Source organism: Paenibacillus sp. FSL H7-0737, from assembly GCF_000758545.1.
GTDB lineage: Bacteria > Bacillota > Bacilli > Paenibacillales > Paenibacillaceae > Paenibacillus_AQ.
Genome location: NZ_CP009279.1, coordinates 1,876,526 through 1,898,574, shown reverse-complemented (window position 1 = coordinate 1,898,574; position 22,049 = coordinate 1,876,526). Strand labels below are relative to the sequence as shown.

Annotated in this window: 18 protein-coding genes; 4 read left to right on the top strand and 14 right to left on the bottom strand. The window is 44.0% G+C overall.

The window, feature by feature from the left end; translation table 11 throughout:
• Window positions 1-39: 39 nt before the first annotated feature.
• Complete coding sequence (locus H70737_RS08205) at window positions 40-2,286, bottom strand: helix-turn-helix domain-containing protein (RefSeq protein ID WP_042186255.1); 2,247 nt, start codon at window positions 2,284-2,286, stop codon at window positions 40-42.
• Window positions 2,287-2,811: 525 nt separating this feature from the next.
• On the opposite strand from H70737_RS08205, the gene H70737_RS08200 reads away from it, so the two are divergent.
• A complete protein-coding gene (locus H70737_RS08200; RefSeq protein ID WP_042186254.1) occupies window positions 2,812-4,203 on the top strand; it encodes a SpoVR family protein in 1,392 nt (463 codons plus the stop codon).
• Between the two features lie 100 nt (window positions 4,204-4,303).
• On the opposite strand, the gene H70737_RS08195 is transcribed toward H70737_RS08200, so the two are convergent.
• The 3 genes from H70737_RS08195 to H70737_RS08185 form a co-directional block, all read right to left on the bottom strand.
• The gene (locus H70737_RS08195; protein ID WP_042186252.1) at window positions 4,304-4,735 is read right to left on the bottom strand and encodes a GNAT family N-acetyltransferase; all 432 of its coding nucleotides are present in this window, start codon (window positions 4,733-4,735) and stop codon (window positions 4,304-4,306) included.
• A gap of 349 nt (window positions 4,736-5,084) precedes the next feature.
• Complete coding sequence (locus H70737_RS08190) at window positions 5,085-6,011, bottom strand: AraC family transcriptional regulator (RefSeq protein WP_231573406.1); 927 nt, start codon at window positions 6,009-6,011, stop codon at window positions 5,085-5,087.
• 382 nt (window positions 6,012-6,393) lie between these two features.
• Window positions 6,394-8,289: a PrkA family serine protein kinase gene (locus H70737_RS08185; protein ID WP_042186251.1), complete on the bottom strand. Its 1,896-nt coding sequence runs from the start codon at window positions 8,287-8,289 to the stop codon at window positions 6,394-6,396.
• A 180-nt stretch (window positions 8,290-8,469) separates the two neighbouring features.
• Here H70737_RS08185 and H70737_RS08180 point away from each other — a divergent pair, with 180 nt between their 5' ends.
• Window positions 8,470-9,408: a DUF2161 family putative PD-(D/E)XK-type phosphodiesterase gene (locus tag H70737_RS08180; RefSeq protein WP_042186250.1), complete on the top strand. Its 939-nt coding sequence runs from the start codon at window positions 8,470-8,472 to the stop codon at window positions 9,406-9,408.
• A 525-nt stretch (window positions 9,409-9,933) separates the two neighbouring features.
• Here H70737_RS08180 and H70737_RS08175 read toward each other — a convergent pair.
• The 3 genes from H70737_RS08175 to H70737_RS08165 all read right to left on the bottom strand — a co-directional run bounded on the left by H70737_RS08175 (window position 9,934) and on the right by H70737_RS08165 (window position 12,165).
• Window positions 9,934-10,143, bottom strand: a complete 210-nt coding sequence (locus tag H70737_RS08175) for a hypothetical protein (protein WP_042186249.1) — start codon at window positions 10,141-10,143, stop codon at window positions 9,934-9,936.
• A gap of 4 nt (window positions 10,144-10,147) precedes the next feature.
• Window positions 10,148-11,365, bottom strand: a complete 1,218-nt coding sequence (locus H70737_RS08170; protein WP_042186247.1) for an aminotransferase-like domain-containing protein — start codon at window positions 11,363-11,365, stop codon at window positions 10,148-10,150.
• 143 nt (window positions 11,366-11,508) lie between these two features.
• A complete protein-coding gene (locus H70737_RS08165; RefSeq protein WP_042186245.1) occupies window positions 11,509-12,165 on the bottom strand; it encodes a DNA-binding response regulator in 657 nt (218 codons plus the stop codon).
• Window positions 12,166-12,448: 283 nt separating this feature from the next.
• Between H70737_RS08165 and H70737_RS08160 the strand changes: the two genes are divergently transcribed.
• Complete coding sequence (locus tag H70737_RS08160) at window positions 12,449-12,856, top strand: hypothetical protein (RefSeq protein ID WP_042186244.1); 408 nt, start codon at window positions 12,449-12,451, stop codon at window positions 12,854-12,856.
• Window positions 12,853-13,920, top strand: a complete 1,068-nt coding sequence (locus H70737_RS08155; protein ID WP_143759516.1) for a phosphodiester glycosidase family protein — start codon at window positions 12,853-12,855, stop codon at window positions 13,918-13,920. The genes H70737_RS08160 and H70737_RS08155 overlap by 4 nt, the downstream gene beginning before the upstream one ends.
• Window positions 13,921-14,285: 365 nt before the next feature.
• Here H70737_RS08155 and H70737_RS08150 read toward each other — a convergent pair whose 3' ends face one another.
• The 7 genes from H70737_RS08150 to H70737_RS08120 all read right to left on the bottom strand — a co-directional run bounded on the left by H70737_RS08150 (window position 14,286) and on the right by H70737_RS08120 (window position 21,987).
• Window positions 14,286-14,540, bottom strand: coding sequence for an AbrB/MazE/SpoVT family DNA-binding domain-containing protein (locus tag H70737_RS08150; RefSeq protein ID WP_039871533.1), 255 nt, complete (start codon window positions 14,538-14,540; stop codon window positions 14,286-14,288).
• Between the two features lie 124 nt (window positions 14,541-14,664).
• Window positions 14,665-15,129, bottom strand: a complete 465-nt coding sequence (gene trmL / locus H70737_RS08145) for a tRNA (uridine(34)/cytosine(34)/5-carboxymethylaminomethyluridine(34)-2'-O)-methyltransferase TrmL (protein WP_042125678.1) — start codon at window positions 15,127-15,129, stop codon at window positions 14,665-14,667.
• A 123-nt stretch (window positions 15,130-15,252) separates the two neighbouring features.
• Window positions 15,253-16,341 carry a 3-phosphoserine/phosphohydroxythreonine transaminase gene (gene serC, locus H70737_RS08140; RefSeq protein ID WP_042186243.1) on the bottom strand — a complete coding sequence of 363 codons (1,089 nt, stop codon included), beginning with the start codon at window positions 16,339-16,341 and terminating at the stop codon, window positions 15,253-15,255.
• 110 nt (window positions 16,342-16,451) lie between these two features.
• Window positions 16,452-17,339 carry an aldose epimerase family protein gene (locus tag H70737_RS08135; RefSeq protein ID WP_042186242.1) on the bottom strand — a complete coding sequence of 296 codons (888 nt, stop codon included), beginning with the start codon at window positions 17,337-17,339 and terminating at the stop codon, window positions 16,452-16,454.
• 150 nt (window positions 17,340-17,489) lie between these two features.
• Window positions 17,490-20,228: a GH36-type glycosyl hydrolase domain-containing protein gene (locus H70737_RS08130; RefSeq protein ID WP_042186240.1), complete on the bottom strand. Its 2,739-nt coding sequence runs from the start codon at window positions 20,226-20,228 to the stop codon at window positions 17,490-17,492.
• Between the two features lie 29 nt (window positions 20,229-20,257).
• Complete coding sequence (locus H70737_RS08125; RefSeq protein WP_042186238.1) at window positions 20,258-21,094, bottom strand: carbohydrate ABC transporter permease; 837 nt, start codon at window positions 21,092-21,094, stop codon at window positions 20,258-20,260.
• Window positions 21,094-21,987 carry a carbohydrate ABC transporter permease gene (locus H70737_RS08120; protein WP_042186236.1) on the bottom strand — a complete coding sequence of 298 codons (894 nt, stop codon included), beginning with the start codon at window positions 21,985-21,987 and terminating at the stop codon, window positions 21,094-21,096. The genes H70737_RS08125 and H70737_RS08120 overlap by 1 nt, the downstream gene beginning before the upstream one ends.
• Window positions 21,988-22,049 lie beyond the last annotated feature (62 nt).

Genomic DNA, 22,049 nt, shown 5'->3' with positions numbered 1-22,049 from the left:
TCCCCCCGTAGCTTATATCTGCAATAGACAAGAAGATATTCACTTGTTAAACAATCTGAATTGCCCAGGTGTGACCCCTACATGTTTTTTGAAGGCGCGAATAAAACTGGAAGGGTTAGTGTAGCCCACCCTGCCTGCAATCCAATCAATAGTTTCATCGGAATGAATAAGCAGCTGCTTCGAATGATTGATTCGGCGCCCATCCATAAAATCTTTAAAGTTCTGTCCGGCGTTCTTCTTGAAATAGTGGCTAAAATTCGACACCGACATTCCAAAGTGATCGGCAATAGCTTGTAGTGAGAAGTTGATATCAAACTGATTCTCTTGAATATATTTAAGCACTTCATCCAATGTAGCTGCCTTAGAGGAAGTATGCGTACTAGCCATCAATTCACATAATATATCCGCACTTTTCTCTAAAATCTCAGTGATCTGGGCTACCGTAATACGATTATGAAACGATGTGATCCCAAGCTGCTCCATATTCTCCTTATGCTTCAAACGGATCAGATTGTTTAATATAATGGTCGAGATATTTACAAATACAGCCCGAATCATATAGGGAGGTGTTCGATCATGTTGGAGAAATTCAATGAGTCTTTGAACTGTTTTCTGCACTTCAGAGACATCACCCGTCATGATAAACAATTCCAGTGATTGAATCGTTTCAGCCGGATAAGGAACAGGCTCATTCCTCTGCTGCATCAGATCATGAAAGGACAGGATGGAATCTTCATTCTTGATGCGCAAATGTTCGACTGTTCTAAGCGCATTAATATAAGAAGCATGAAATTCGCCTGGGCTATCAACGGTATTTCCTATTCCGATCACAAGCTTAGCGCCAGTAACCAATTCAATCTCACCCTGCAGCTTCATGAACATCTCCCGTAATGCTTGCTCCGCTGTATGTGTGGAAATAAATAGAATATCATCATTATGAATACTCCGAATAAAATACCCTTCCATTGCATCCTCGGGCTGTAATTTAACGCTCTTCACAATTTCAAATACTTGCTCGATATCTCCAATCACATTGATGACCACAGTCGTGCATTTCGCATACGTAAAGGTGATGCCATAGGACTTTGCCTCTAGCAGCATGTCTTGAAGTGAAGAGTACTGTCCACTTATGATTTCATATAGAATATTATCACGTAACTTCGGAACGATACTTTGGACATTCCGATCTAATTGCTCTTTCGACTGGAACAGATTCTGGATTGTAGAGCGTATAATATCAAACTCATTGCCACCACTTTCCGTGTTGCCTTTAAATGCATGTCTGGAGAATTGGACAAGAGACTTAATCGGGGCATAATTATTACGGATGGATAAATAGATGATAATAATCTCAGTGAGCAGGATGGATATAACCAGAATAATTGTGTTGCGCTGCGTTTCCTTCGTCTCCAGAAGTACCGATTCCAGCGGATTCATGCTTATGTATTTCCAGCCATTCTGCTTGGATACGGTCTGGGAGGCAATATAAGCTTCTCCGTCATAATCCATTTCACCGCCTGATGGCGATGCTTGCAGCTGCTTAATAAATTGCTTGAAATTTGCCTGACGCAAATCATCACGTTGGTTGAGGGAGAAGATAGGGGTGTTATTTTGATCAAGGATGATGAAATCTCCTGTATAGCTATTAGACACTGACTTCATCATTCGCTCGATCGTATCATGCCTGATCATATAGATGACGCAGCCTTCGGATTGGTCGACACCTAGAGGTAGAGGAATCATCACCGTAATCATCTTAACGCGTCCTTCGCCAAGAATGGCAACATCCTCTGAAGGGCGAACTTGAATAGCGTTGATTACATTGATCTCTTGGCTGAACTGCTCTTGACTCCAAGACGTATAAACATAACCATTCTTGGGGTTCATAAAGCGCTCCAACTCATAGATATACCCTGTACTTGAGAACAGATACCCACTTTGTTTGATATATAAGAAAGTATCATTCAAGAGGGTATCCGTTGTTTTGTATTTCTTCATCTCATTAGCCACGACGTATCGCTGGTATGCATCATTTTTTAATAAGGATAATTTGATCTCAGGATTAGCTACAATCGAAGTTGGGAGAGAATAGATGGGCCGCATAAACAGATCCATACTGCTGGCTACTTGCTCGGTAATATGTGTATTCCAGTCCAATATTTTATTCTTCACAATCGAATTGGAATATGGATAGTAATAAAAGATAATAACAGAAAGCGGCAGCATCAAGACAATGATATATGAAAGTAGAAATTTCCATAAAATATTTATTTTAAATTTACGCATTTTTACCTCCATAATCATAATCACTGAGGAGTAGCACTGGGATGTGCAGCTATACTCAGTTCATCTGCTCATTCCTATAGCTCAACAACGTCAACCGAGTAGGATTTCCATCCTTACCACTCCCACTTGTTAGATTTAGGCTGAATAAGGAATGGTCCAAACAAGATTTACATTTTTATTAATTATTTAATAAATGTATATATGAATACGGTTACATCGCTAAAGTAGCACATGCATAGGCGATTGTAAATACCAAAACGGTGTTCATTTAAACTTATTTATATTTAATTAAATTAAATATGCAATGCTGTAGCTTTCATATTGAGAAATATACAATGGATACTCCCGGCATTCGATAGTTTTGTGCCATAGTGACAGCGAGGAAGAGTTCGTCATATTGCCCTCCCCCTACCCATATACATAATATGAACTACATTGATCGACCCATCTATATGAAGCCAAACCCCATTTCGTGAGGGTTTATTCAGGTTGGATCTACAGAATTATAGGAGGGAGTACAGAATCATGCCAAGCGAAGAAATTAATGCGTTGGAGCGGGCGATTGCAGAAATTACGGAAATAGCTACTGGCTTCGGCTTGGATTTTTATCCCATGCGTTATGAAATATGTCCTGCCGATATTATTTATACATTCGGTGCGTATGGAATGCCGACAAGATTTGGTCATTGGAGCTTCGGAAAAACATTTCACAAAATGAAATCCCAATACGATTTCGGGCTGAGTAAAATATACGAGCTCGTCATTAACTCCAACCCTTGTTATGCCTTCCTGCTCGACGGAAACTCGCTGATTCAGAACAAACTGATCGTAGCTCACGTGCTGGCGCACTGCGATTTTTTCAAAAATAACATGCGTTTCTCCATGTCCAACCGGGATATGGTCGAGAGCATGTCGGCTACTGCGGACCGAATCGCGGGTTATTCAGTAACCTACGGCACCGATGCTGTGGAGAAATTCATTGATTCGGTGCTGGCCATTCAAGAGCATATAGATCCCAGCCTGATTCAGCCGCGCAAGCTAGGTAAGACCCATCTGCTGGAAGCCAAAATGAAAGAACTCAAGGATGCCCCTCCGGGTGGCTCCAAACCAGCTAATCCGTACGACGAGTTATGGAATCTAGACAAGAGAAATTCTGGACCACAGGAAGCATCATCCGGAAATCGTGCGTTCCCACCTGAGCCGGAAAAAGATATTGTCTGGTTCATCCAGCAATATTCCACCGTCTTGGAGGATTGGCAGCGCGATATTATGACGATGCTTCATGATGAAATGCTCTACTTCTGGCCACAAATGGAGACGAAGATCATGAACGAAGGCTGGGCTTCGTACTGGCATCAGCGCATCGTTCGTGAACTGGATCTGACCGAAGAAGAAACCGTAGAATACGCTAAACTAAATTCCTCCGTCGTGCAGCCTTCACGGCAAAGCCTGAATCCATACTATCTTGGTCTAAAAATCTTCGAAGACATCGAACGCCGCTGGGACCGAGAGAAAATATTTGAGGTTCGCGAGTTGGAGTCTGATACTTCTTTTATCCGCAGCTATCTGTCCAAAGAACTGGTGAACGACCTCGATCTTTATGTTTTTGAGAAAAAAGGGCCGGAATGGAAAATCACCGACAAAGCATGGGAAAACGTACGGGATCAACTGGTGCTCGCTCGAGTCAATGGCGGGTCACCTTACTTGGTCATAGAGGATGCCGACTTCGAGAAGAATGGCGAGTTATTTATCACCCACCGCTATGAAAGTATCGAGCTGGATCTGAAGTACCTGGAGCGAACACTCCCGCATATCTACTCATTATGGGGGCGCACCGTTCATCTGCAGACCGTCGTGGAGGACAAAAAGGCGCGGTTCTCGTATGATGGCAAAAAGGTGCAACGGAAGTTTATTTAAAGAGGAATAAGTGAACAGTGCTCTATTGCTTGAATAATAAAGCGGCAGAACTGGACGCGTAGTACGTCCCTGGTCTGCCGCTCTTTATTTGGTCTGTTTATTATTCGGATTCATTTAACATCTTTGAAAAATATTTTGGAGCTTCAGTAAATCCTTGTCGGGCATAAAATCTATGCGCATCAGTTCTTCTGGAGTGGCAATGAACTTGAATTCGGTCACAGTTTCTTTTTCTAGCTAAATCAGTGCAATATTCCTCAAGCATCCGTCCAATTCCCTTACTCCTAATGGCATTACTTACCACAAGATAGCTTATAATTGCAGTATCCCCTGTGAGCCCTAATTGAGGTATGTAATGCATGGAAATGCAAGCGACTACTTTATGATCTTCCTCGAAAACTAATAATTCCTCATCCGGATGCAGGACTAGCTTTTCTATTTTTTCTTGCATGAACGCTTCTGTCTCTGAATAACCCAACTGCTCTAATAATTCGGATATGTCTTTCCAGTCCTCTACTTTTGCTTCTCTAATCATCTGTTTCACTCCCCGAGATTATCAAGTTACACGTCTATTTAATCTATTAGACTACGGGAGGGGATAAGCGTCAATCAACCTACAATAAATGAGAAAGCCCGCAGCGTATAACCCGCTGCGGACCTTCTTACGTCGACACCCCGTATCGACTGAATAATTGAACTTTGCAAATGCTGCAGAGGTGAAAGTAACGTAGGGGAAGTTTGGAACTGTAGGAGCGTAGCGTTCGCCTTTGTTTCTGGATTTAATCCGCTAAGGAATAATCAATAAATCCAGAGACAACAGCGACCGAAAGTCCAAACATTCCCCGAAGTTACGATCATCACGGAGCAGCATTTGCCCTAACACATCATTCGGTCGATTTTTTCACAGGAACATAAATCTCCATCACCGTATCCGGCCGCGAGTGGCAGCGTTCATCATAGAATTCGAAATCCAGCTTACTATCATCATAATCGTAGCCACTATCCTTAAACCATTCTTCGAAGATGTACTTCCATGTGCTTTTTATAACCTGTGCAAACTGTATTTGCTCTGTATCCGTTGATGTATCCACTGGCGGCGTTGTGAACACAGCATACTCGGCTTCTGGCACATCCATCGTCAACATATCATCTTCCACCTTGGAGTAGTCCTCTACAATAACACCTAGAAGATAAGTCGCATTGCCATTATCTGAGGAAGGAATACATAAGCCGACTTCTCCGTGTTTAGGCGGGTTTAGTATTTTATACATTTTGGACTCCAGATTCTCACCCTCATAATGACTCCAAAAAGATGCAATATCCTTGGTGTACATACTTCCAGCAACATTAGTTTGGATCCCATACCCAGCGACCTTAAATGCAGGCTTGCGAACAATAACAGGGTTCATTATAAAACCTCCGATTTCAATTAGTGTTTTTCCTTTAGTAAATCCGTCCATCCGTGCGGCATACTGTGTCGGGCTATAGCCAAAAGCCTTACGAAAGGCCTTAGTGAAACCACTTTGTGTCTCAAAACCATAGTCCAGCGCGATATCAATGATTCTTCTGCCGGCAAACAATTCAATGGACGCTAAAGATAATTTCCGGCTCCGCACATATTCCATCACGGACATTTCCTTGCATAAGCTGAACACTCGGCAAAAATGATACACCGAATATCCAACCTCAGCGGCTATTTCTTCCACTGTTATATTTTCTTTGATATGAGCTTCAATATATTCAACACATTTCTCTATATCTTTACTGTAATTCAAGTGCAGCACCAGCCTTCCCCCGTACGGTGATTTCATTATATCAACTGCAAGCAAGTAGGATTGTTCCTGTTTTGCTGAGCTGTATGATGTTGTATGATCTAACACTTTCTTTAGTTAGCTGTCATAAAAACCTGCAAATGTGCAGTTTTTTACATTGATATCGCCCTCATCTAGCTCAAAAGCTGCAGATTTGCGGAATTACTAACTTAAAGAGCTATGCCATATAAAATAATATACATTTGCAATTTTTTCCTGTATGGGCGTCTGCTCCCCTGCTACTTTTCATTGTTCGTGCATTACTTTTCGGTCGCGCGACCAAAGCCTAATTCCACACAATATCACGTATTGAAACACGTAAAAAATATCTATCACAAAAAAAAGACCACCAAATGGTGGCCGCAAATGTACTTGTATTCTTTTACCGATTAAGCAGACTGCCCACATACTTCAGCAGCTCATTAGCGCAAATTGGGCAATAGTGATGCCCATCAATAAGTCTAGCGCACACCTCATTGATCCGTTTAAGCTGACTTTCATCCGGCGTTTTGGACGAGGTGGTGATTTTGACGATATCTTTGAGATCTGTGAATAGCTTCTTCTCAATCGCTTCCCGTAGGCGGTCGTGGTTGTTGTACTCGAATTTCTTCCCTTTGCGTGAATACGCGGAAATCCGGATCAGGATCTCTTCACGGAACGCTTTTTTCGCATTCTCAGAGATACCGATTTGCTCTTCAATCGAACGCATTAACCGCTCATCCGGCTCCATCTCCTCATCCGTCAGCGGATCACGGATTTTGGACCAATTGCAGAAGGCTTCGATATTATCGAGATAATTCTCAAATAATGTCTTGGCGGACTCCTCAAAGGAGTAGACGAAGGCCTTTTGCACTTCGCTTTTAGCTAAAATATCATATTCTTTGCGGGCAATGGAGATGAAGTTCAAATAACGCTCCCGCTCCTCTTTTGTAATCGATGGATGCTGATCCAGGCCGTCTTTAATTGCACGCAACACATCCAGTGCGTTCATGCACTGCAGATCACCTTTGATCAAAGCGCTGGAAATCCGGTTGATAACATACCGCGGATCTATTCCGGACATGCCTTCATCCAAATACTCCGTTTGCATCTCCTTGAGATCTGCTTCTTTGTAGCCTTCGACCTCTTCACCATCATACATGCGAAGCTTTTTGATCAAATCCATGCCCTGCTTTTTACTTTCTTTCAGACGGGTCAGGATCGAGAAAATAGCAGCGGCACGCAGCGCATGCGGCGCAATATGCACATGGTTCATATCACTCTGGGCGATCAGCTTCGCGTAGATTTTTTCCTCTTCCGATACTCTGAGGTTATACGGAACAGGCATAACAATCATACGGGACTGGAGCGCTTCATTCTTTTTATTAGAAATAAACGACTTATACTCGGTTTCATTGGTGTGAGCTATGATCATTTCATCCGCACTGATCAGCGCGAACCGGCCAGCCTTGAAATTGCCTTCTTGCGTCAGTGACAGCAGATTCCATAGAAACTTTTCATCGCATTTGAGCATTTCTTGAAATTCCATCAGCCCACGGTTAGCTTTGTTCAGCTCTCCATCAAAACGGTAAGCGCGTGGATCGGATTCCGAACCAAATTCAGTAATGGTCGAAAAGTCGATACTTCCTGTCAAATCGGCGATATCTTGCGACTTCGGATCGGATGGACTAAAAGTACCAATCCCTACCCGCTCTTCTTCTGACAAAATGACACGAGCCACTTTAACCTGCTCAATATCTCCGGCATAATCATTTCTCAGCCGCATCTGGCAGGACGGGCACAAGTTGCCCTCAATACGCACACCGAGTTCTTTTTCAATCTCTGGACGAAGCTCCAGGGGGATCAAATGTAGTGGGTCCTCATGCATCGGGCAGCCCTCAACCGCATATACCGCACCCGCATCCGTCCGCGAGTATTGTTCCAACCCTCTTTTTAACAGCGTGACTAGGGTCGATTTCCCCCCACTGACAGGTCCCATCAATAACAGAATCCGTTTACGAACATCTAGCCGGCGTGCTGCAGAATGAAAATATTCCTCCACTAACTTTTCGACTGCACGATCAAGTCCAAAAATCTCCTGTTCAAAAAACTTATAACGTTTGCGTCCGTTTATGTCCTCTACGCCATGCGACTTGATCATGTCATAAACGCGGGAGTGAGCGGTTTTTGCGGGAGAGGGGTCTTTTTTCAAAAGTTCTATATATTGCTTGAAGGTCCCGCTCCACGCCAAACGGTCGTTCTCAGCCCGATACGAAGCTATTCGCTCAAAAATATCCATTGCTCGCTGCCTCCTCTTGCGCTCCTACTTGCTCTCCTATAGCGTTAAAAAGTGTATTACATACCTATGCGGCAAGCGCAGAATAGTTGACCTCTTTTTTGCTGTGCTATAATAGAGAATCATAAAATCGCAGTAAAACCTTAATGAGAACCCGAAAAAAAGAGCTACGGGAGTGACACTATGGCGGTACGACATGAAACGGAGCTGTATGCTCCTTTGAAGGTTTTTTTTGAAAAGCAAGGATACAGCATCAAGGGTGAGGTTCGGACTTGTGATTTGGTGGGTATTCGTGAGGATTTAGAGCACCCTCTAATCGTAGAGATGAAAAAATCGTTCAACCTCGCCTTGCTTCTGCAAGGGGTAGAACGGCTAAAGCTCAGTCCTACGGTCTATCTCGCAGTAGAACGTGTCCGTGATAAAAAAGGGGCGGTAAACCAGCGCTGGGGCGAGCTTAGCGGACTGTGCCGCCGTCTTGGTCTCGGGCTGATCACCGTTGTTTTTTATAAGACCAAGGCCCCGCTGGTCGAGGTGCTCGTCGAGCCGGACGAGACGCCACCTGCGCAGCGCAGCAACAAGCGGCGGCGCGAGCGCCTGCTCTATGAGTTCCGCGAGCGCAGCGGAGACTACAACATCGGCGGCAGCACGCGCGTCAAGCTCGTGACGGCCTACCGAGAGAAAGCGCTGCGTGTCGCGCTTTCTCTGCAGGCAGCGGAGGCGGAAGCCGCCGTCGCTGCCGAGAAGGCCGCTGCGAAGGCTTCGCTCGCAGCGGGCAAACGTGCAGCGGCGAGCACCGCTGCACAGGCTCCGGCGCTGAGCGCAGCGCCGGAGGGGCGTGCTGCCGGGGACACGGCAGCACGGGAGGCAGCGGCGGCTGGCACGCGAAGCGGTGCCCCTAGCGCTGCCTCAAGCGCCCGCTCGGCCGGGATCTCTCCGGCCGAACTGCGGAAGCGTAGCGGCGTACCGAACGCCGCCGCTATGCTGCAGCACAACTACTACGGCTGGTTCCACCGTGTCAGCCGTGGGCGCTATACCCTGACTCCAGCCGGTCAGGCCGCGCTAGTAGAATACGCCGCTATAACTGGCGGCGTACCCCATGACAGCAATCATCACAGTAATTAGCTCGCCTATGCTAAGCAAAAAATTCTTTCAATTTCAATTTTTTGCTGGAGCCTTTATCTTTTTCTCTGCTTTTGATCTTTCACTCTGACTTTTATCATTATCCGATTTTGAACTTTCACTTCGATTTTCGTCTTTTAATCAGGTTCTGATCTTTCACTCGGACTTTAAACTTATTATTCTAATGCACACGTAACAATGTCTAGGTAACGCCAAAAAGCATCCCATCAACGGGATGCTTTTTGTGTTCCAATCCGTTAAGCCATAGAAACAGAACTAACCTTCGAAGTATTAGTCTCAAGCTGATAAGTTAAATTAAAGGGAAATCATCCCTATAATTACTCAATATACGCACTAAAATCCGATATATAGGGAATTCCTCCCTATAAATGCATAGATTACTCCACAAAAAGGGCTTTTTCTGAAATTTATAGGGAGAGATTCCCTATAATCTCCATTCCAGAATATAAATCAGCCAGTTATAGGGAGAAATCCCCTATAATGAACCCCTCGCACTCTACTCCTTGCCTAATGCCTCACTCTGTCTGTTATGATTTTCCGGTGTGTCATAAATTGAGCTGCCAGTTCAACCTGCAACACATCACCTTGCGCATCTGATCGCACATCTGCCTTTGCATTTGACCGCTCATCAACCTGTTCATCACATTTTGATGTCCGATCCATCAGATTCCTTAAACATTCATTAAGCACACTCTTCACGGTACAATGGATCAGCACCCACCTAACTCCGAGCCGTGAACTCCTTAACCGCCTCGCTCATCAGATTCATGCCGAGAAGCAGCTCATCCCGGCCGGGATGGCTGAAGTTAAGACGAATGTGATTTCCGCTTCCATCTACGCTACATAACGGTCCTGGCAAAAATGCCACTCCCTTACCTAGCGCACATTTTAGCAGTGCCATAACATCCATCCCCTCCGGTGGAGATACCCATAGAAACATACCTCCTGACGGCAGGTCGTAGGAGCTTCCTTTCCAAGCTGGACGTTTTAGCAGTTCAACCATTAACTTCAGTCGGGTGTTATATTCTCGGTTCAGCTGCGCAATATGCTCACGAAGATCAAAAGCGGTCACATCCAATAAATGATGCAAGAGCCGCTGATTTAATGCGCTCGATTGCCAGTCTGCCATCTGCTTGGCAGCAGCCATCATCCCGATCACTTCCCGGCTACCTGCAGCCCAGCCCGTCCGCAGCGCGGGCGCAACGGTCTTGCTGAACGAACCGATATATAATACGTGTCCGCCATCACTTATATTTTCCAGCGCATACAAGGATGGATATCTTGTGGCCCAATGTTCACCATACTTCTGGAAATGTAGATCACCATAAGAATCATCTTCTACAATCAGGATGTTATACGCGATGCAAAGATCCAACACCTCACGCCGTCTCTCTAAGCTCCATAGGATGCCACTTGGATTCGTAAAGCTTGGTGTTGCGAACAACATCTTAGGCTTATGCAGTTCAATTTGCCTCCGCAAATGATCTGGATGAAGCCCGTCCAAGTCACCCTCTACAGGAATAATGATGGCACCCTGCATCCGAAGAGTTTGTAAGAATCCTGGAGATGTCGGATTTTCTACTAATACACGATCTCCCGGATCAATATACACCCGCGACAACAAATCAATCGCTTGCTGGCTCCCCGTTGTTAGCAGAACTCCACCCTCAGTAACAGTTACCCCTTTTTCTCTGAGCCAATCCCCGGCAAGCCACTCCCGAAGTGGACCATACCCTGCAGGATCACCATATTGAAGTGCTCCTGCATCTGCAGATATCACCGTAGAGGCTGCTTCGGCAAGCAGCGATAATGGGAACAGTTCTTCCGCTGGTAATTCTTCAGCAAGCGATATCATGGAGCTTCTCCGTGTTTGGGTGCGAATACTTAGAAGCGGTGACGATAGCAGTGTGTGCGCGCGAGCAGAAAATTGGTAAAGCATGCGAAATCCCCCTTCCCTAGTACCAAGTAGAAATGGCTAAGTTATCCTCTTTCGAGAACGATTATCCATTAAACGTGATATGCTTTCTTTCTTCTATTTCAAGAATATTCCGCCTTTCCCGTCATTATGTCGTATAGCTTGGGTTATGCGTAGATTTGCCTGTTTTGTCTTGAAAAGAGAGCAAATTTCTCAATGGCCTGCGCTCGCGTCGAAACATCAAGCTTCACATAAATTTTGCGCAAGTAATTGTCAATCGAACGACGACTTACTGCAATTTCAAGCGCTATTTTATCATAAGTAATCCCCTGAACGATTCGCTCCATAATAAACATCTCTGTCTGTGTCAATTGAAGAACATCATCCAGTCCTTTAGAAGTCGAAATCGGCCAGGATCCTTTTTCTATCCATTCTAGCGGCATTGAAAGAAAACCCACCCGCAAACCCAGGATCAGCTGTAAAAGCTGATGAGGAGAAGCTCCTTTGGAGAAGATCCCGCTGGCTCCCAGCTCTATGAGGGGCTGAAGCAGATCCCTGCCGTCTTCATCCGTCATTACGACAAAATGTGAGTTTGGTGAGCTTTTTTTCATATTTAACAGCACACTCTCAATATTACCTTCAGGCATATGATAATCTGCCAGCACTAGCTCGGGATTCTTTTCCCTTACGATGGAAGCGCCTTCGTCCCAAGTTGAATACATTCCTAGAACTTTAAGCTCTCCTCCCTCTTCCAAAATCAATTTTGTCCCCAGCATACTTGTAGGATGACACCCCACAATAACCACCTGCCAAACCTTCATCATTAATGCCCAGACCCCCTGCTTTATATAATCATCCAGAAAGGAAAGCGCCGCAGCGTTTCCGGTTTAAACGCAAGCAAGGAAGTATGATGACTTGTTCGTTTATTCTCTCGCTGGTTACCTTGAGTACGTCTATCAGAAATTCCAATCTATAGAAATTGTATCGCAGTAGTTTAATAGGATGCAATTACTTTTTCTAGTTTTCACACTCTCTTACATTTTTGCGAAACTAGTCAAAGTCTGATAGAATGGGGACTTGAAAAAAAGACCAACCCGAGGTGATCAAATGCAACCGCTAGCGGAAACGTCCCCGGTACACTCGCGCCGTGCTGCTGTGAGAAGCGGCCCTTCCGTAAAATGGTTTTTACTGTTCTGGATCGTGATGATTGGAATCGGTGTATATGCTGTATACAGCTACACAAACCATTTGAAGCAGCAAGTGCTGAGCGAACTTAGCAATCAGAGCCAGCAGCAGCTTACCGTTCTGAAGACCGACTATGAGTCGAAAATTGCCGTTCTCACTGAAGAAGTGAAGGAATTGCAGAATACAGTACAAAGTTTTAACGAACTATTAACCTTCACTAAAGATAATGCAAGTGCCAAGACAGACAATAGTAATAAGCTATATACGCAATTGAGCGAAGTTAGCAAACAGTTAGAAGCTTTGAAGAAAGAAATGGATCTGATCAAATGATGACGCCAGTCAAGAGAGTGAACCGTTTCTTTATGCTTCTGACCGCACCTTTTTTAGGTTTACTGATATGTATGTGGTGGTATAGACCTCCGCTCGAGCTGGATCTTGATGTAGGACAATTCGCACCTATCTCAGGGCCTTTGAATGAAACAGCTGTCCTAAAAAAGGATTTAACCCTAGCCGAAGGCACTGCATCCTACACCATAGATGCAGTCAGCGCTAGCGCTAAGCTATATAAAGGAACCACTACTGCTATGAATAAGTTAGTCGAGACAGCGAAGACTCAAGCGAGCCGTCCTGAGCTTATCTATAACCGCCGGATATCTGCCAAGCTTGGAATACCTTCTGAGGTCCTTACTAGCGACCGGATTAGAATCGAGCTGTATAAGCTGAATCCAGGTAACTATAAGGCCTATGCTTTGAAGATCAAATTGAAGGATCCAACTGCGATGCAAATGAGTCTTGCGAAGGAAGCTACTGGTGGCGCAGAAACCACTATGCACGCTGTACAAAGTCATGGTGCTATTGCAGGTATTAATGCTGGAGGTTTTGCGGATAAAGCCGGAAAACGCTATCCCTTAAGCACTACTGTGGTTGATGGAAAGTATCTCAATGGTTTCGAGCCGACATTCAAGGATCTCAGCTTCGTAGGTCTGAACAAGTCCGGACAGTTAATCGGCGGGAAATTTTACAGTCGCGCACAGTTAGATCAACTCGAACCCGTATTTGGTGCAACCTTTGTGCCTGTTCTACTTAAGAATAACGTCAAAGTACCGATCCCGGAAAAGTGGAAAACATCCCCCAATCGGGCGCCACGTACAGTAATCGGTAATTATAAGGATGATCAGCTTCTCATCTTTGTAGCGGATGGCTATAATGAGCTTGGCAGCTCTGGTGCCCGACTAGAGGAAATTCAGAACAAGCTATATAACATGGGTGTCATGGATGCTTATAATCTGGATGGTGGAGGATCGTCATCACTCATCTTCAATGGAAGAGTAGTCAACAAGCCATCAGACGGAAATCTTAGAGCTGTACCAACCAATTTCCTGTTTTTTAAATGATTATAGTAAAATGTCTATGCAACATATCACATTTGCGTTTATTTTTATTGATTTGCAGGGTATAATCTTGATAACGAATACATTTGCTAATGGAGGTGCCAGTATGTCGTTCTCATTAACCTTTTGGATCGTAACTATCGTATTTGTGTTATTTATGGTCGGCATCCTTACCTCATCTTACAACGACGACAAAACAAAAGGTCTATAAGCAAGAAATGCCTCAGCAGCCACTTGGCTCTGAGGCATTTTTTATAAGCCTGAAACAAAAAAACTGCCACATAAGTAGAGAAATCTACGAATGGGACAGTTTCTTTTTTTAGAAAACTATTGGCTGTCAGAATTCTAAATGTGTAAATATGTACTTCCTAGGCGTGTCTTGGCAATTGCGTCATTTCTGAGAGGCATGCAGCGCAAATATAACGATCTTTATATTCACTCACACCTTCCATTGATCCGCAGAAAACACATTTTGGACGGTAACGCTCCAAGATGATATGGTCACCCTGTACCAAAATTTCAACCGGGTCGCCTTCATTCATCTGATACCTTTTACGCAGGGACTTAGGCAGAACAATTCTACCCAGCTGATCCACTTTGCGAACTACACCAGCAGGTTTCATATCTAACGTACACCTCTCCTGTTCAACTAATAATTTGTAGCTACTATATATTTCGGCTCATTCATTATATTTCGTTATTAAAATGTCGAATCCTGCTGAAAAAAACAAAAAAAATGTCTTTTTTCTAAACAAGATTAGGAAAATCCAGCTGTCGAAGGGCTTCATATACAATAATAGCTGCAGAATTCGATAAATTAAGCGATCTCACGGCATCACTCATTGGCATGCGCATTTTTGTTTCTTTACCCGCTTCCAGAATTTCAGCAGAAAGCCCCTTCGTTTCTTTACCAAAGACAAAGAAGTCTCCATCTTGAAAATCAAAATCGCTATATCTCTTCTCCGCTTTCGTCGTTGCGTAAAAGAAACGTCCCTCACTGTACTTCTCAAGTACCTCAGCAAAAGAGTCGTGGTATTCAATGTTAACAGCGTGCCAGTAATCCAATCCTGCTCTTTTCAATGTAGCATCGTCTGTACGGAATCCGAGCGGGCGAACCAAATGAAGATGAGTGCCTGTTGCTGCGCAGGTACGCGCAATGTTTCCAGTATTGGCCGGTATTTCCGGCTCAACTAATACGATATGGAGTGCCATTATATGGTTCCTTCCTCTCTAAAGGCTTAATAGCCAGATGTTTTACTCTACTGCATAACCATAGCTTCTCCAAACAAACTGAAAACCTTCCACCCATAGGCGGAAGGTTTACGATAGAGTTCATTAACCTTGAGTTTGCCGGAAATGGTTCATGAAATCAGAAAGTGCTTTAACACTTTCGTAAGGAACTGCATTGTAAATGGAAGCGCGCAAGCCACCCACACTACGATGTCCCTTTAAGCCGACAAAACCTTCCAGTTCAGCAGCTTTAACAAACCGTTTTTCGAGTTCTTCCGATTGCATCCGGAAGGTAACGTTCATAATGGAGCGACTGCTCTTCTCAGCAACACCACTGTAGAAGCCGTCACTTCCATCGATGTGATCATATAATAGACCCGCTTTTTCAAGGTTCTTGGAATGGATACCAGCAAGACCACCTTGCTCCTCAATCCATTTTAATACTTCGTTAACCATATATACAGAGAAAGATGGAGGTGTATTGTAAAGAGAGTTATTTTTGTAATGAGTGCTGTAACGCATGATAGTTGGAATGTTAGAAGGTGATTCTGCGAGCAATTCCTCTTTAGCAATAACTACAGTCACACCGGAAGGACCAAGGTTCTTTTGTGCTCCAGCATAGATCATTCCGAATTGGTTGACATCGATTGGCCGGCAAAGGATATCACTGGACATATCTGCGATGAGCGGAATCGAGCCAGCATCCGGATATTCTGCATATTGCGTTCCTTCAATGGTCTCATTGGAAGTAACGTGAAGGTAGGCAGCATTTTCCGCAGCTTTAATCGAACTCAATTCAGGTATAGCTAAGAATTTCTTGTCTTCGGAAGAAGCAGCAACATGAGCGCCCCCTACCAATTTAGCTTCTTTATAAGCCTTATCTGCCCAGCTACCTGTCATAACATAGCTACCTACTTGGCCTTCGGAAATCAGGTTCATAGGGATCATAGCAAACTGTGTGCTTGCTCCACCTTGTACGAATAATACCTTATAGCCCTTCGGATTGCCGAGGAGCGAAAGCAGACGTTCCTGCGCTTCATTATGCACGGATTCGTAGATTGCTCCACGGTGCGACATCTCCATGATAGACATTCCACTTTCTCGGAAATCAACAAACTCCGCTTGTGCGCGTTCCAGTACCGTAAGCGGCAATGCTGCCGGTCCGGCATTAAAATTGTATGCTCTCTTATTCAAAACTACTCCCCACCCTTTCTCTCCTATCAATATGGATATCGCTTATGATAGCAATAATCTCACACACCAGCAAGTATAATTATTCACATAAAAGCTTTGATTACTGCTTATCATGACGTGAAAAAATGATAAGTTCGGCTCCAGGACTTGCTTTCATGCGGTAAAAGACTAATGTTCACAAAAACTTCAGGTGAGACCACATGGCGTTCTCCCCATAGCGCCATTCGTGCTACTGGGAAATCTCCGCTCTCGCGTACTCCTGTTCCACTAGGCTTATGAACCAACTCCCAATTGAACTCAGCCTCTGGGCCTCCCCAGCCACTCAGCTTGCAGTAAAATGACCGATCTGGCTCTTCTGACCAAGTAAGGGTATTACCAGATACCTCTAGCAAATTATTCGTGTATTGAGATTCTGGTTCTACTACTTTGAGCCCATTCGAGAGGCGCAACTCAAAATCCGAACCTATATTCAAACCATCAATTCCTACGAAATTGTGGATGTACTCCTCGGTTAGGATTGGCTTATCCCCCTTGTTATGCAATTCATATGCAATTTTCAATTGGTCGTCCTTTATAGAGATCGTTTTGGTCAAAAGCATCGCGTATCCATTACTTTCCATCGGCTGGACAGTATATGTAATCGAATCATCCCTAACCTCCATATCAACAGCAAAGGGGGTTAGTGGATATTTATTATGAAAGCTATAGCTCTGCGAATCCAGCTTTTGTAACAATCCGATTCCGGGCTTTGGAAACCAGCCTCCGATCGGCGCTTCATCATACCCAATTGCCCGGGAAATGCCAAACTCGTTGCATAGTCCACTTCCGCCAGTACCCTCGCCTTCCTTCAAGCTCTCTGGCACACAAAACGTATGGTTACCCTTTTCTAACGTAACCTGTGTGATAAACCCCGTCCAGTCAAAACGAGTCCCTTTATAATCTTCTCCAATATCAGCGATATCCACAGATAATACGCCATTTGACAGCCTGTAACCCATCCTACACAAACCCCTTTCAATCATTCAACAAATAAGTAAATTAGCCCCATTATATCATTTATGAAGAACCTTAGTTTTTATAATTTTCAAAAAAACGTCTGCAGCCGCTATTCATAACGGTGCAGACGTTTATAAAAATTCTAGTTAAGATTACGCCAGAGTCACTTCAATCACGTGAAGCTTCTCTGTCTGCAGAGCAAGTAGCTCCTCACGTGGAATAATCGCACTTCCTGAGCCGCGCTGCAGCGTCACCTCGCTGCCGTTCAACGTAACGGAGTGTATTTGGTACTCTCCGTAGTTAAAGCTTCCAGTGGCTTTATAGACCACTTCAAACTCACGATCTGCAAAGATCGTCTTAATTGATGCTTTACCCTCGGAATCAAATTGTTCTTTTACTAATTTAGGTTCTAACAATAGATCTCCCAGCTTGCCCTTCACACCAAATACTTCAGTGACCATGGTTAGCAAGAGCCAGCTTGCGGAGCCTGTTAGATACGTGTACATCCCTCTGCCTTGCTCGTTAATATATTCAGGAATACCTGGGTAGATACGAGCTTTTTCGAAATCCGTACTCAAGCTGTAAAGAGATTCGAGGACCTTATGACCTTCTTTTACATAACCACGTTTGTACAACGCATTTCCGTACATGATGGTCATGTGACTGAACATGGCCCCATTTTCTTTATGGCCAAAAGCAAAACCAAAAGCACGACCCAGATTTTGCTGAATCCCACCGAAACGTGAATTAAGCCTGTATCCAATCTTATCATCAAATAGATTACGATCTACAGCAGCTATAATGTGTGGAATTTGCTCCGGAGCCGCTGCATGACCCATAAGCGGGAACACTTGGCCCGTAAGCGTCATACGAACGCCTTCAGAAAATTCACCCTCTACCTGTTCACCATCGTTATTATAATAACCATTAAACCAGCCATCGCCATTCTCACTCTGTACCCACTCGTTGCTACGCAAATGGTTAAATAACCATTCCGCTTTTTGTTCCAGATCGTCAGCTACTTTATCAATATCGAGAGATACACGAACTCCACTCACCTTATTTGGTGCGGCAGCATAATATCGATCCAATCTCTCATGTTTACCTGATACAGAACCATAATCCACAGACTCGTTAAGGGTATCCAGCAGTAGCTGCATTTCTTCGGCTAATTCAACAGTTTCCTGACCTTTAGAAGTCTTAAGGTTACGTAGGACCCGGGAAATATCCAATAGATTGCTAGCATAGAAAGATGTAAATGCTACACTCTCTCCGCGATCCGCCCCCATATCAAGGCCATCATTCCAGTCCGCGCCTTCGAGCAGGATATTATTATGTTCTCCTACATTAAAGAACGGAACTAGATTTTGCAGTAAAATGTGTTCCAGAATTGTACCTTTGTAGATTTCCCCAGAAACTGTTCTAAGATCACTGCCTACAGAGGTATTCCATGAAGTGTCACGTTCCTTACAACGACTCATAAAAGTATCCCGGAAATAAGTCTGTTCTTGCAACAAGAAATCAAGATCACCACTCTGATCCAGATAGAGCATCGTTGTTAAAAATGGCCATGCCCCATGATCCATCCATACACGAGGGATATTGTTACGGTCAGCGATAAATTCACCTGGCTGTTGACCGATAATGGTTGCGTTACTGCCATCAATTCTCACACCAGCGTAATTGTTGAAGAGTAGGCTACGAACTTCGGCAGGCTCCATAATGAGCAGTGCCAGACAGTCTTGCCAAAGATCTCGCCAGCCACGTCCGCCTCTTCCATAATCATGATACGGTAAGAAGGAGTTACCATACAGTCTTCTAAGGACTGGTTGGATGGTTACCCATTTCATCCATTGATCTGCATCCGAGTCGCCGGTATGAAATTCAACCATATTCACTTTGTCTGCCCAGAACATTTTAGTTTCCTCTAGCAGATGATCAAAAGCTTCAGATGTACCATATTTACTCATCAACGCTTCAACGTTAATTCTATCACTATCAATTGCCATAACTACGACATAAGAATGGCTTGCACCAGAAGACAAGGTAATTGAAGCAAAACGAAGACCACCAACGGCTTCATAACCCTCTCTATCCACTCCTCCACCTTTACCAATCTCTGGCGTAGCATTCAGAATAACAGCTTCTGGCCAGTCAAGACTTCCACCTTCACCGATAAATTCTTCTTGAATCGGGAAGAAACCATCAGGCTGACTGCCATCACCTTCTGCACCAAATACACCGTAAGAAGTGTGATTAATGCGATGACCACGCTCATCGAAAGATAGTGCAGGTTGAACCTCAACACCATAAGCTGAGGTGTAAATCCGGTTCAGCAGTGAAGTTACATGTCTGTGATCGCGCAGATCATCTGCGGAACGGGCATACAAGGGAACTACCGCCGTTGGCGTAAGAGTAAGCTCCTCTGTTCCCGTATTCGTCAACGTAACTTTCATAAGTTCTACCTTGTCGTTACCGCTAGGTACGAAGCTGGTAATCTCAGCTTTGACACCCATCTCAGAGTTGCTGCGAGTCACACGATGCCATAGAAATCCAGCCTCAAGTACTGCATCATCAGCAGATGGGGTGTAGAACGCTGCATTTTGCTTAGCAGAGTTTCCAGCTGCAGACCAAGCACCTTTGCCATCGACGTAAACCCAGAAATTACGCGAGGCGCGTGAATTATGCAAATCTTCAACAGATAATGGCGGTGTTAAAAATGTATTATGACCTGTTGTCGCCTGACCATGAAGCTTCGGGGTTACAGTCGACATCATTCCCCCCTCATTTACTAGAGGGAAGTATAAGAAACTACTATGATCCGGTTGCTGAAGCTTGAACTCCCCGTCCTTTCCGGTGAATTCAAAGCCTTGAATTTTTTTGCGGTCCATTGTCCCCATCCTCTCATTTACACATCTACTTAAGCTTTAACCGCACCTGCCAATGCACCGTCAACGATATACTTTTGAATGAAGGTGTACAGGACGATAAGTGGTGCGGATACGATCATGATACCGCACGCCAACATAGGCCAGTTGTTTCCGTATTGACCGCGGAATTCTTTAAGCCCGAAGGTAATTGGATAATGTTCCGGACTTGGCAAATACATGATTGGACCTACAAAGTCATTCCAAATGGTAATCGCCGTCAGGATAACACCTGTTGCGATAACAGGTTTCATCAGTGGCATAATGATCTGGAATAAATACCGCATATACCCAGCACCATCCATACCTGCAGCTTCATCCATCTCACGGCTGATCCCTTTAATATAACCTACGAACATCATGAAGACGATCCCTGTTCCTCCTGTTTTTAGGAGAATATAACCCAGCTTCGTATCATAGCCCACGAATCCAAGCTCTTGTTTCAAGGTAAGCATCAATTTGAACTGTGCAACCATAGGGTTAGGCAAGAACTGTGACATCAAGAAGAATAAATAAATAAACCCGCTCCACTTCACATAATTTCTCGCCACCGGGAAAGCTCCGAATAACGATACGATTAGTGTTAGCACTGTTGCTACAACTGTGTACAGCAAACTGTTAATGAAATAATTAGAGAAATTACCTTTTAACCAAGCTTCCTTGTAATTATCCCATTGAATACTTTTCACAAGTCCGATCGGGTCTAGCAAATAGTCCGAAAAAGACTTGAATGAAATGTTTATTACAAACAATAGTGGCATGATATACAAAACAAGCAATACTGCAATCAGAATATAGGAGAGAGTTTTGGCGGTTTTGGAATCTTTCATTAATACTCCACCTCTCTCTTACGCATTTGTTTAACTGCAAATACAACGAAGACCAGAATCATAAGGAACTGCACCACAGAAAGCGCGGATGGAAGTCCCATCTGTAGAGAACCACGGAACGTCTCTTTATACACGTCATAAGCCATCGTTCTTGTGTTAAAGCGACCGTCCGTAGTTGCGAGAATAATATCAAAGGTCGACATCGCACCGATAATGGACAAAATAATATTAATGGTGAACGATGGAGCAATAAGTGGGAACGTAATGTTCTTAAAAGATTGCCACTTCGTGGTACCATCAATATATCCAGCTTCATACAGATCTTTCGGAACGGATTGAAGACCTGCAAGGAAAATCAGCATGGAGTAACCCATGTACATCCAAATTTGCGTGAATATTATATAACCAAACGCATGGGTGAAGCTTCCAAAGAACATATCTTTATAACCGAACAACGAATCATACAGTTGATTTACGGGACCACTTAGCGGATCGAACATCAAGCCCCATACCAGTGCAACTACCGATACACCGAGCACAACCGGCAAAAAGAAAACTGCGCGATAAAAATAATCGCCTTTCAGCTTCTGATTAATCACTACGGCCATAAGGAGACCGACACCGTTTTGTACGATTGTAACAATGACCATGAAATAAACTGTTCGTATAATGGAATCCCATCGTTCGCCTGAATTTCCGGAGTTAAAAACACTGTAATAATTGTCAAGGCCTACGAAATTCAATTTGCTTCCTGGAACGTTAGTAATATCTGTAAATGAATAAATGACCGTCATCATAGAGGGTCCAAAATAAAAAATAACGTACAACGATAATGGAATCATAAGCAGCAGAAGCGGTAAATATCTTTTTATACCTTTTCCGAACGGATACATTTCTCTCACCTACCCAATCCTAATTCAATAAAATGATCGGGGTCTGTACGAACAGACCCCGA

Excerpts from the sequence above, each read along its gene's own strand:
- H70737_RS08195 (WP_042186252.1), bottom strand. The coding sequence starts at position 4,735 with ATGATTAGAGAAGCAAAAGTAGAGGACTGGAAAGACATATCCGAATTA.
- trmL (WP_042125678.1), bottom strand. The coding sequence starts at position 15,129 with ATGGCACTCCATATCGTATTAGTTGAGCCGGAAATACCGGCCAATACT.
- H70737_RS08165 (WP_042186245.1), bottom strand. The coding sequence starts at position 12,165 with ATGATGAAGGTTTGGCAGGTGGTTATTGTGGGGTGTCATCCTACAAGT.
- H70737_RS08205 (WP_042186255.1), bottom strand. The coding sequence starts at position 2,286 with ATGCGTAAATTTAAAATAAATATTTTATGGAAATTTCTACTTTCATAT.
- H70737_RS08150 (WP_039871533.1), bottom strand. The coding sequence starts at position 14,540 with ATGAAACCTGCTGGTGTAGTTCGCAAAGTGGATCAGCTGGGTAGAATT.
- H70737_RS08170 (WP_042186247.1), bottom strand. The coding sequence starts at position 11,365 with ATGCTTTACCAATTTTCTGCTCGCGCGCACACACTGCTATCGTCACCG.
- H70737_RS08160 (WP_042186244.1), top strand. The coding sequence starts at position 12,449 with ATGCAACCGCTAGCGGAAACGTCCCCGGTACACTCGCGCCGTGCTGCT.
- H70737_RS08155 (WP_143759516.1), top strand. The coding sequence starts at position 12,853 with ATGATGACGCCAGTCAAGAGAGTGAACCGTTTCTTTATGCTTCTGACC.
- H70737_RS08190 (WP_231573406.1), bottom strand. The coding sequence starts at position 6,011 with ATGAAATCACCGTACGGGGGAAGGCTGGTGCTGCACTTGAATTACAGT.
- H70737_RS08135 (WP_042186242.1), bottom strand. The coding sequence starts at position 17,339 with ATGGGTTACAGGCTGTCAAATGGCGTATTATCTGTGGATATCGCTGAT.
- H70737_RS08200 (WP_042186254.1), top strand. The coding sequence starts at position 2,812 with ATGCCAAGCGAAGAAATTAATGCGTTGGAGCGGGCGATTGCAGAAATT.
- H70737_RS08180 (WP_042186250.1), top strand. The coding sequence starts at position 8,470 with ATGGCGGTACGACATGAAACGGAGCTGTATGCTCCTTTGAAGGTTTTT.
- H70737_RS08185 (WP_042186251.1), bottom strand. The coding sequence starts at position 8,289 with ATGGATATTTTTGAGCGAATAGCTTCGTATCGGGCTGAGAACGACCGT.
- H70737_RS08125 (WP_042186238.1), bottom strand. The coding sequence starts at position 21,094 with ATGAAAGATTCCAAAACCGCCAAAACTCTCTCCTATATTCTGATTGCA.
- H70737_RS08120 (WP_042186236.1), bottom strand. The coding sequence starts at position 21,987 with ATGTATCCGTTCGGAAAAGGTATAAAAAGATATTTACCGCTTCTGCTG.
- H70737_RS08130 (WP_042186240.1), bottom strand. The coding sequence starts at position 20,228 with ATGGACCGCAAAAAAATTCAAGGCTTTGAATTCACCGGAAAGGACGGG.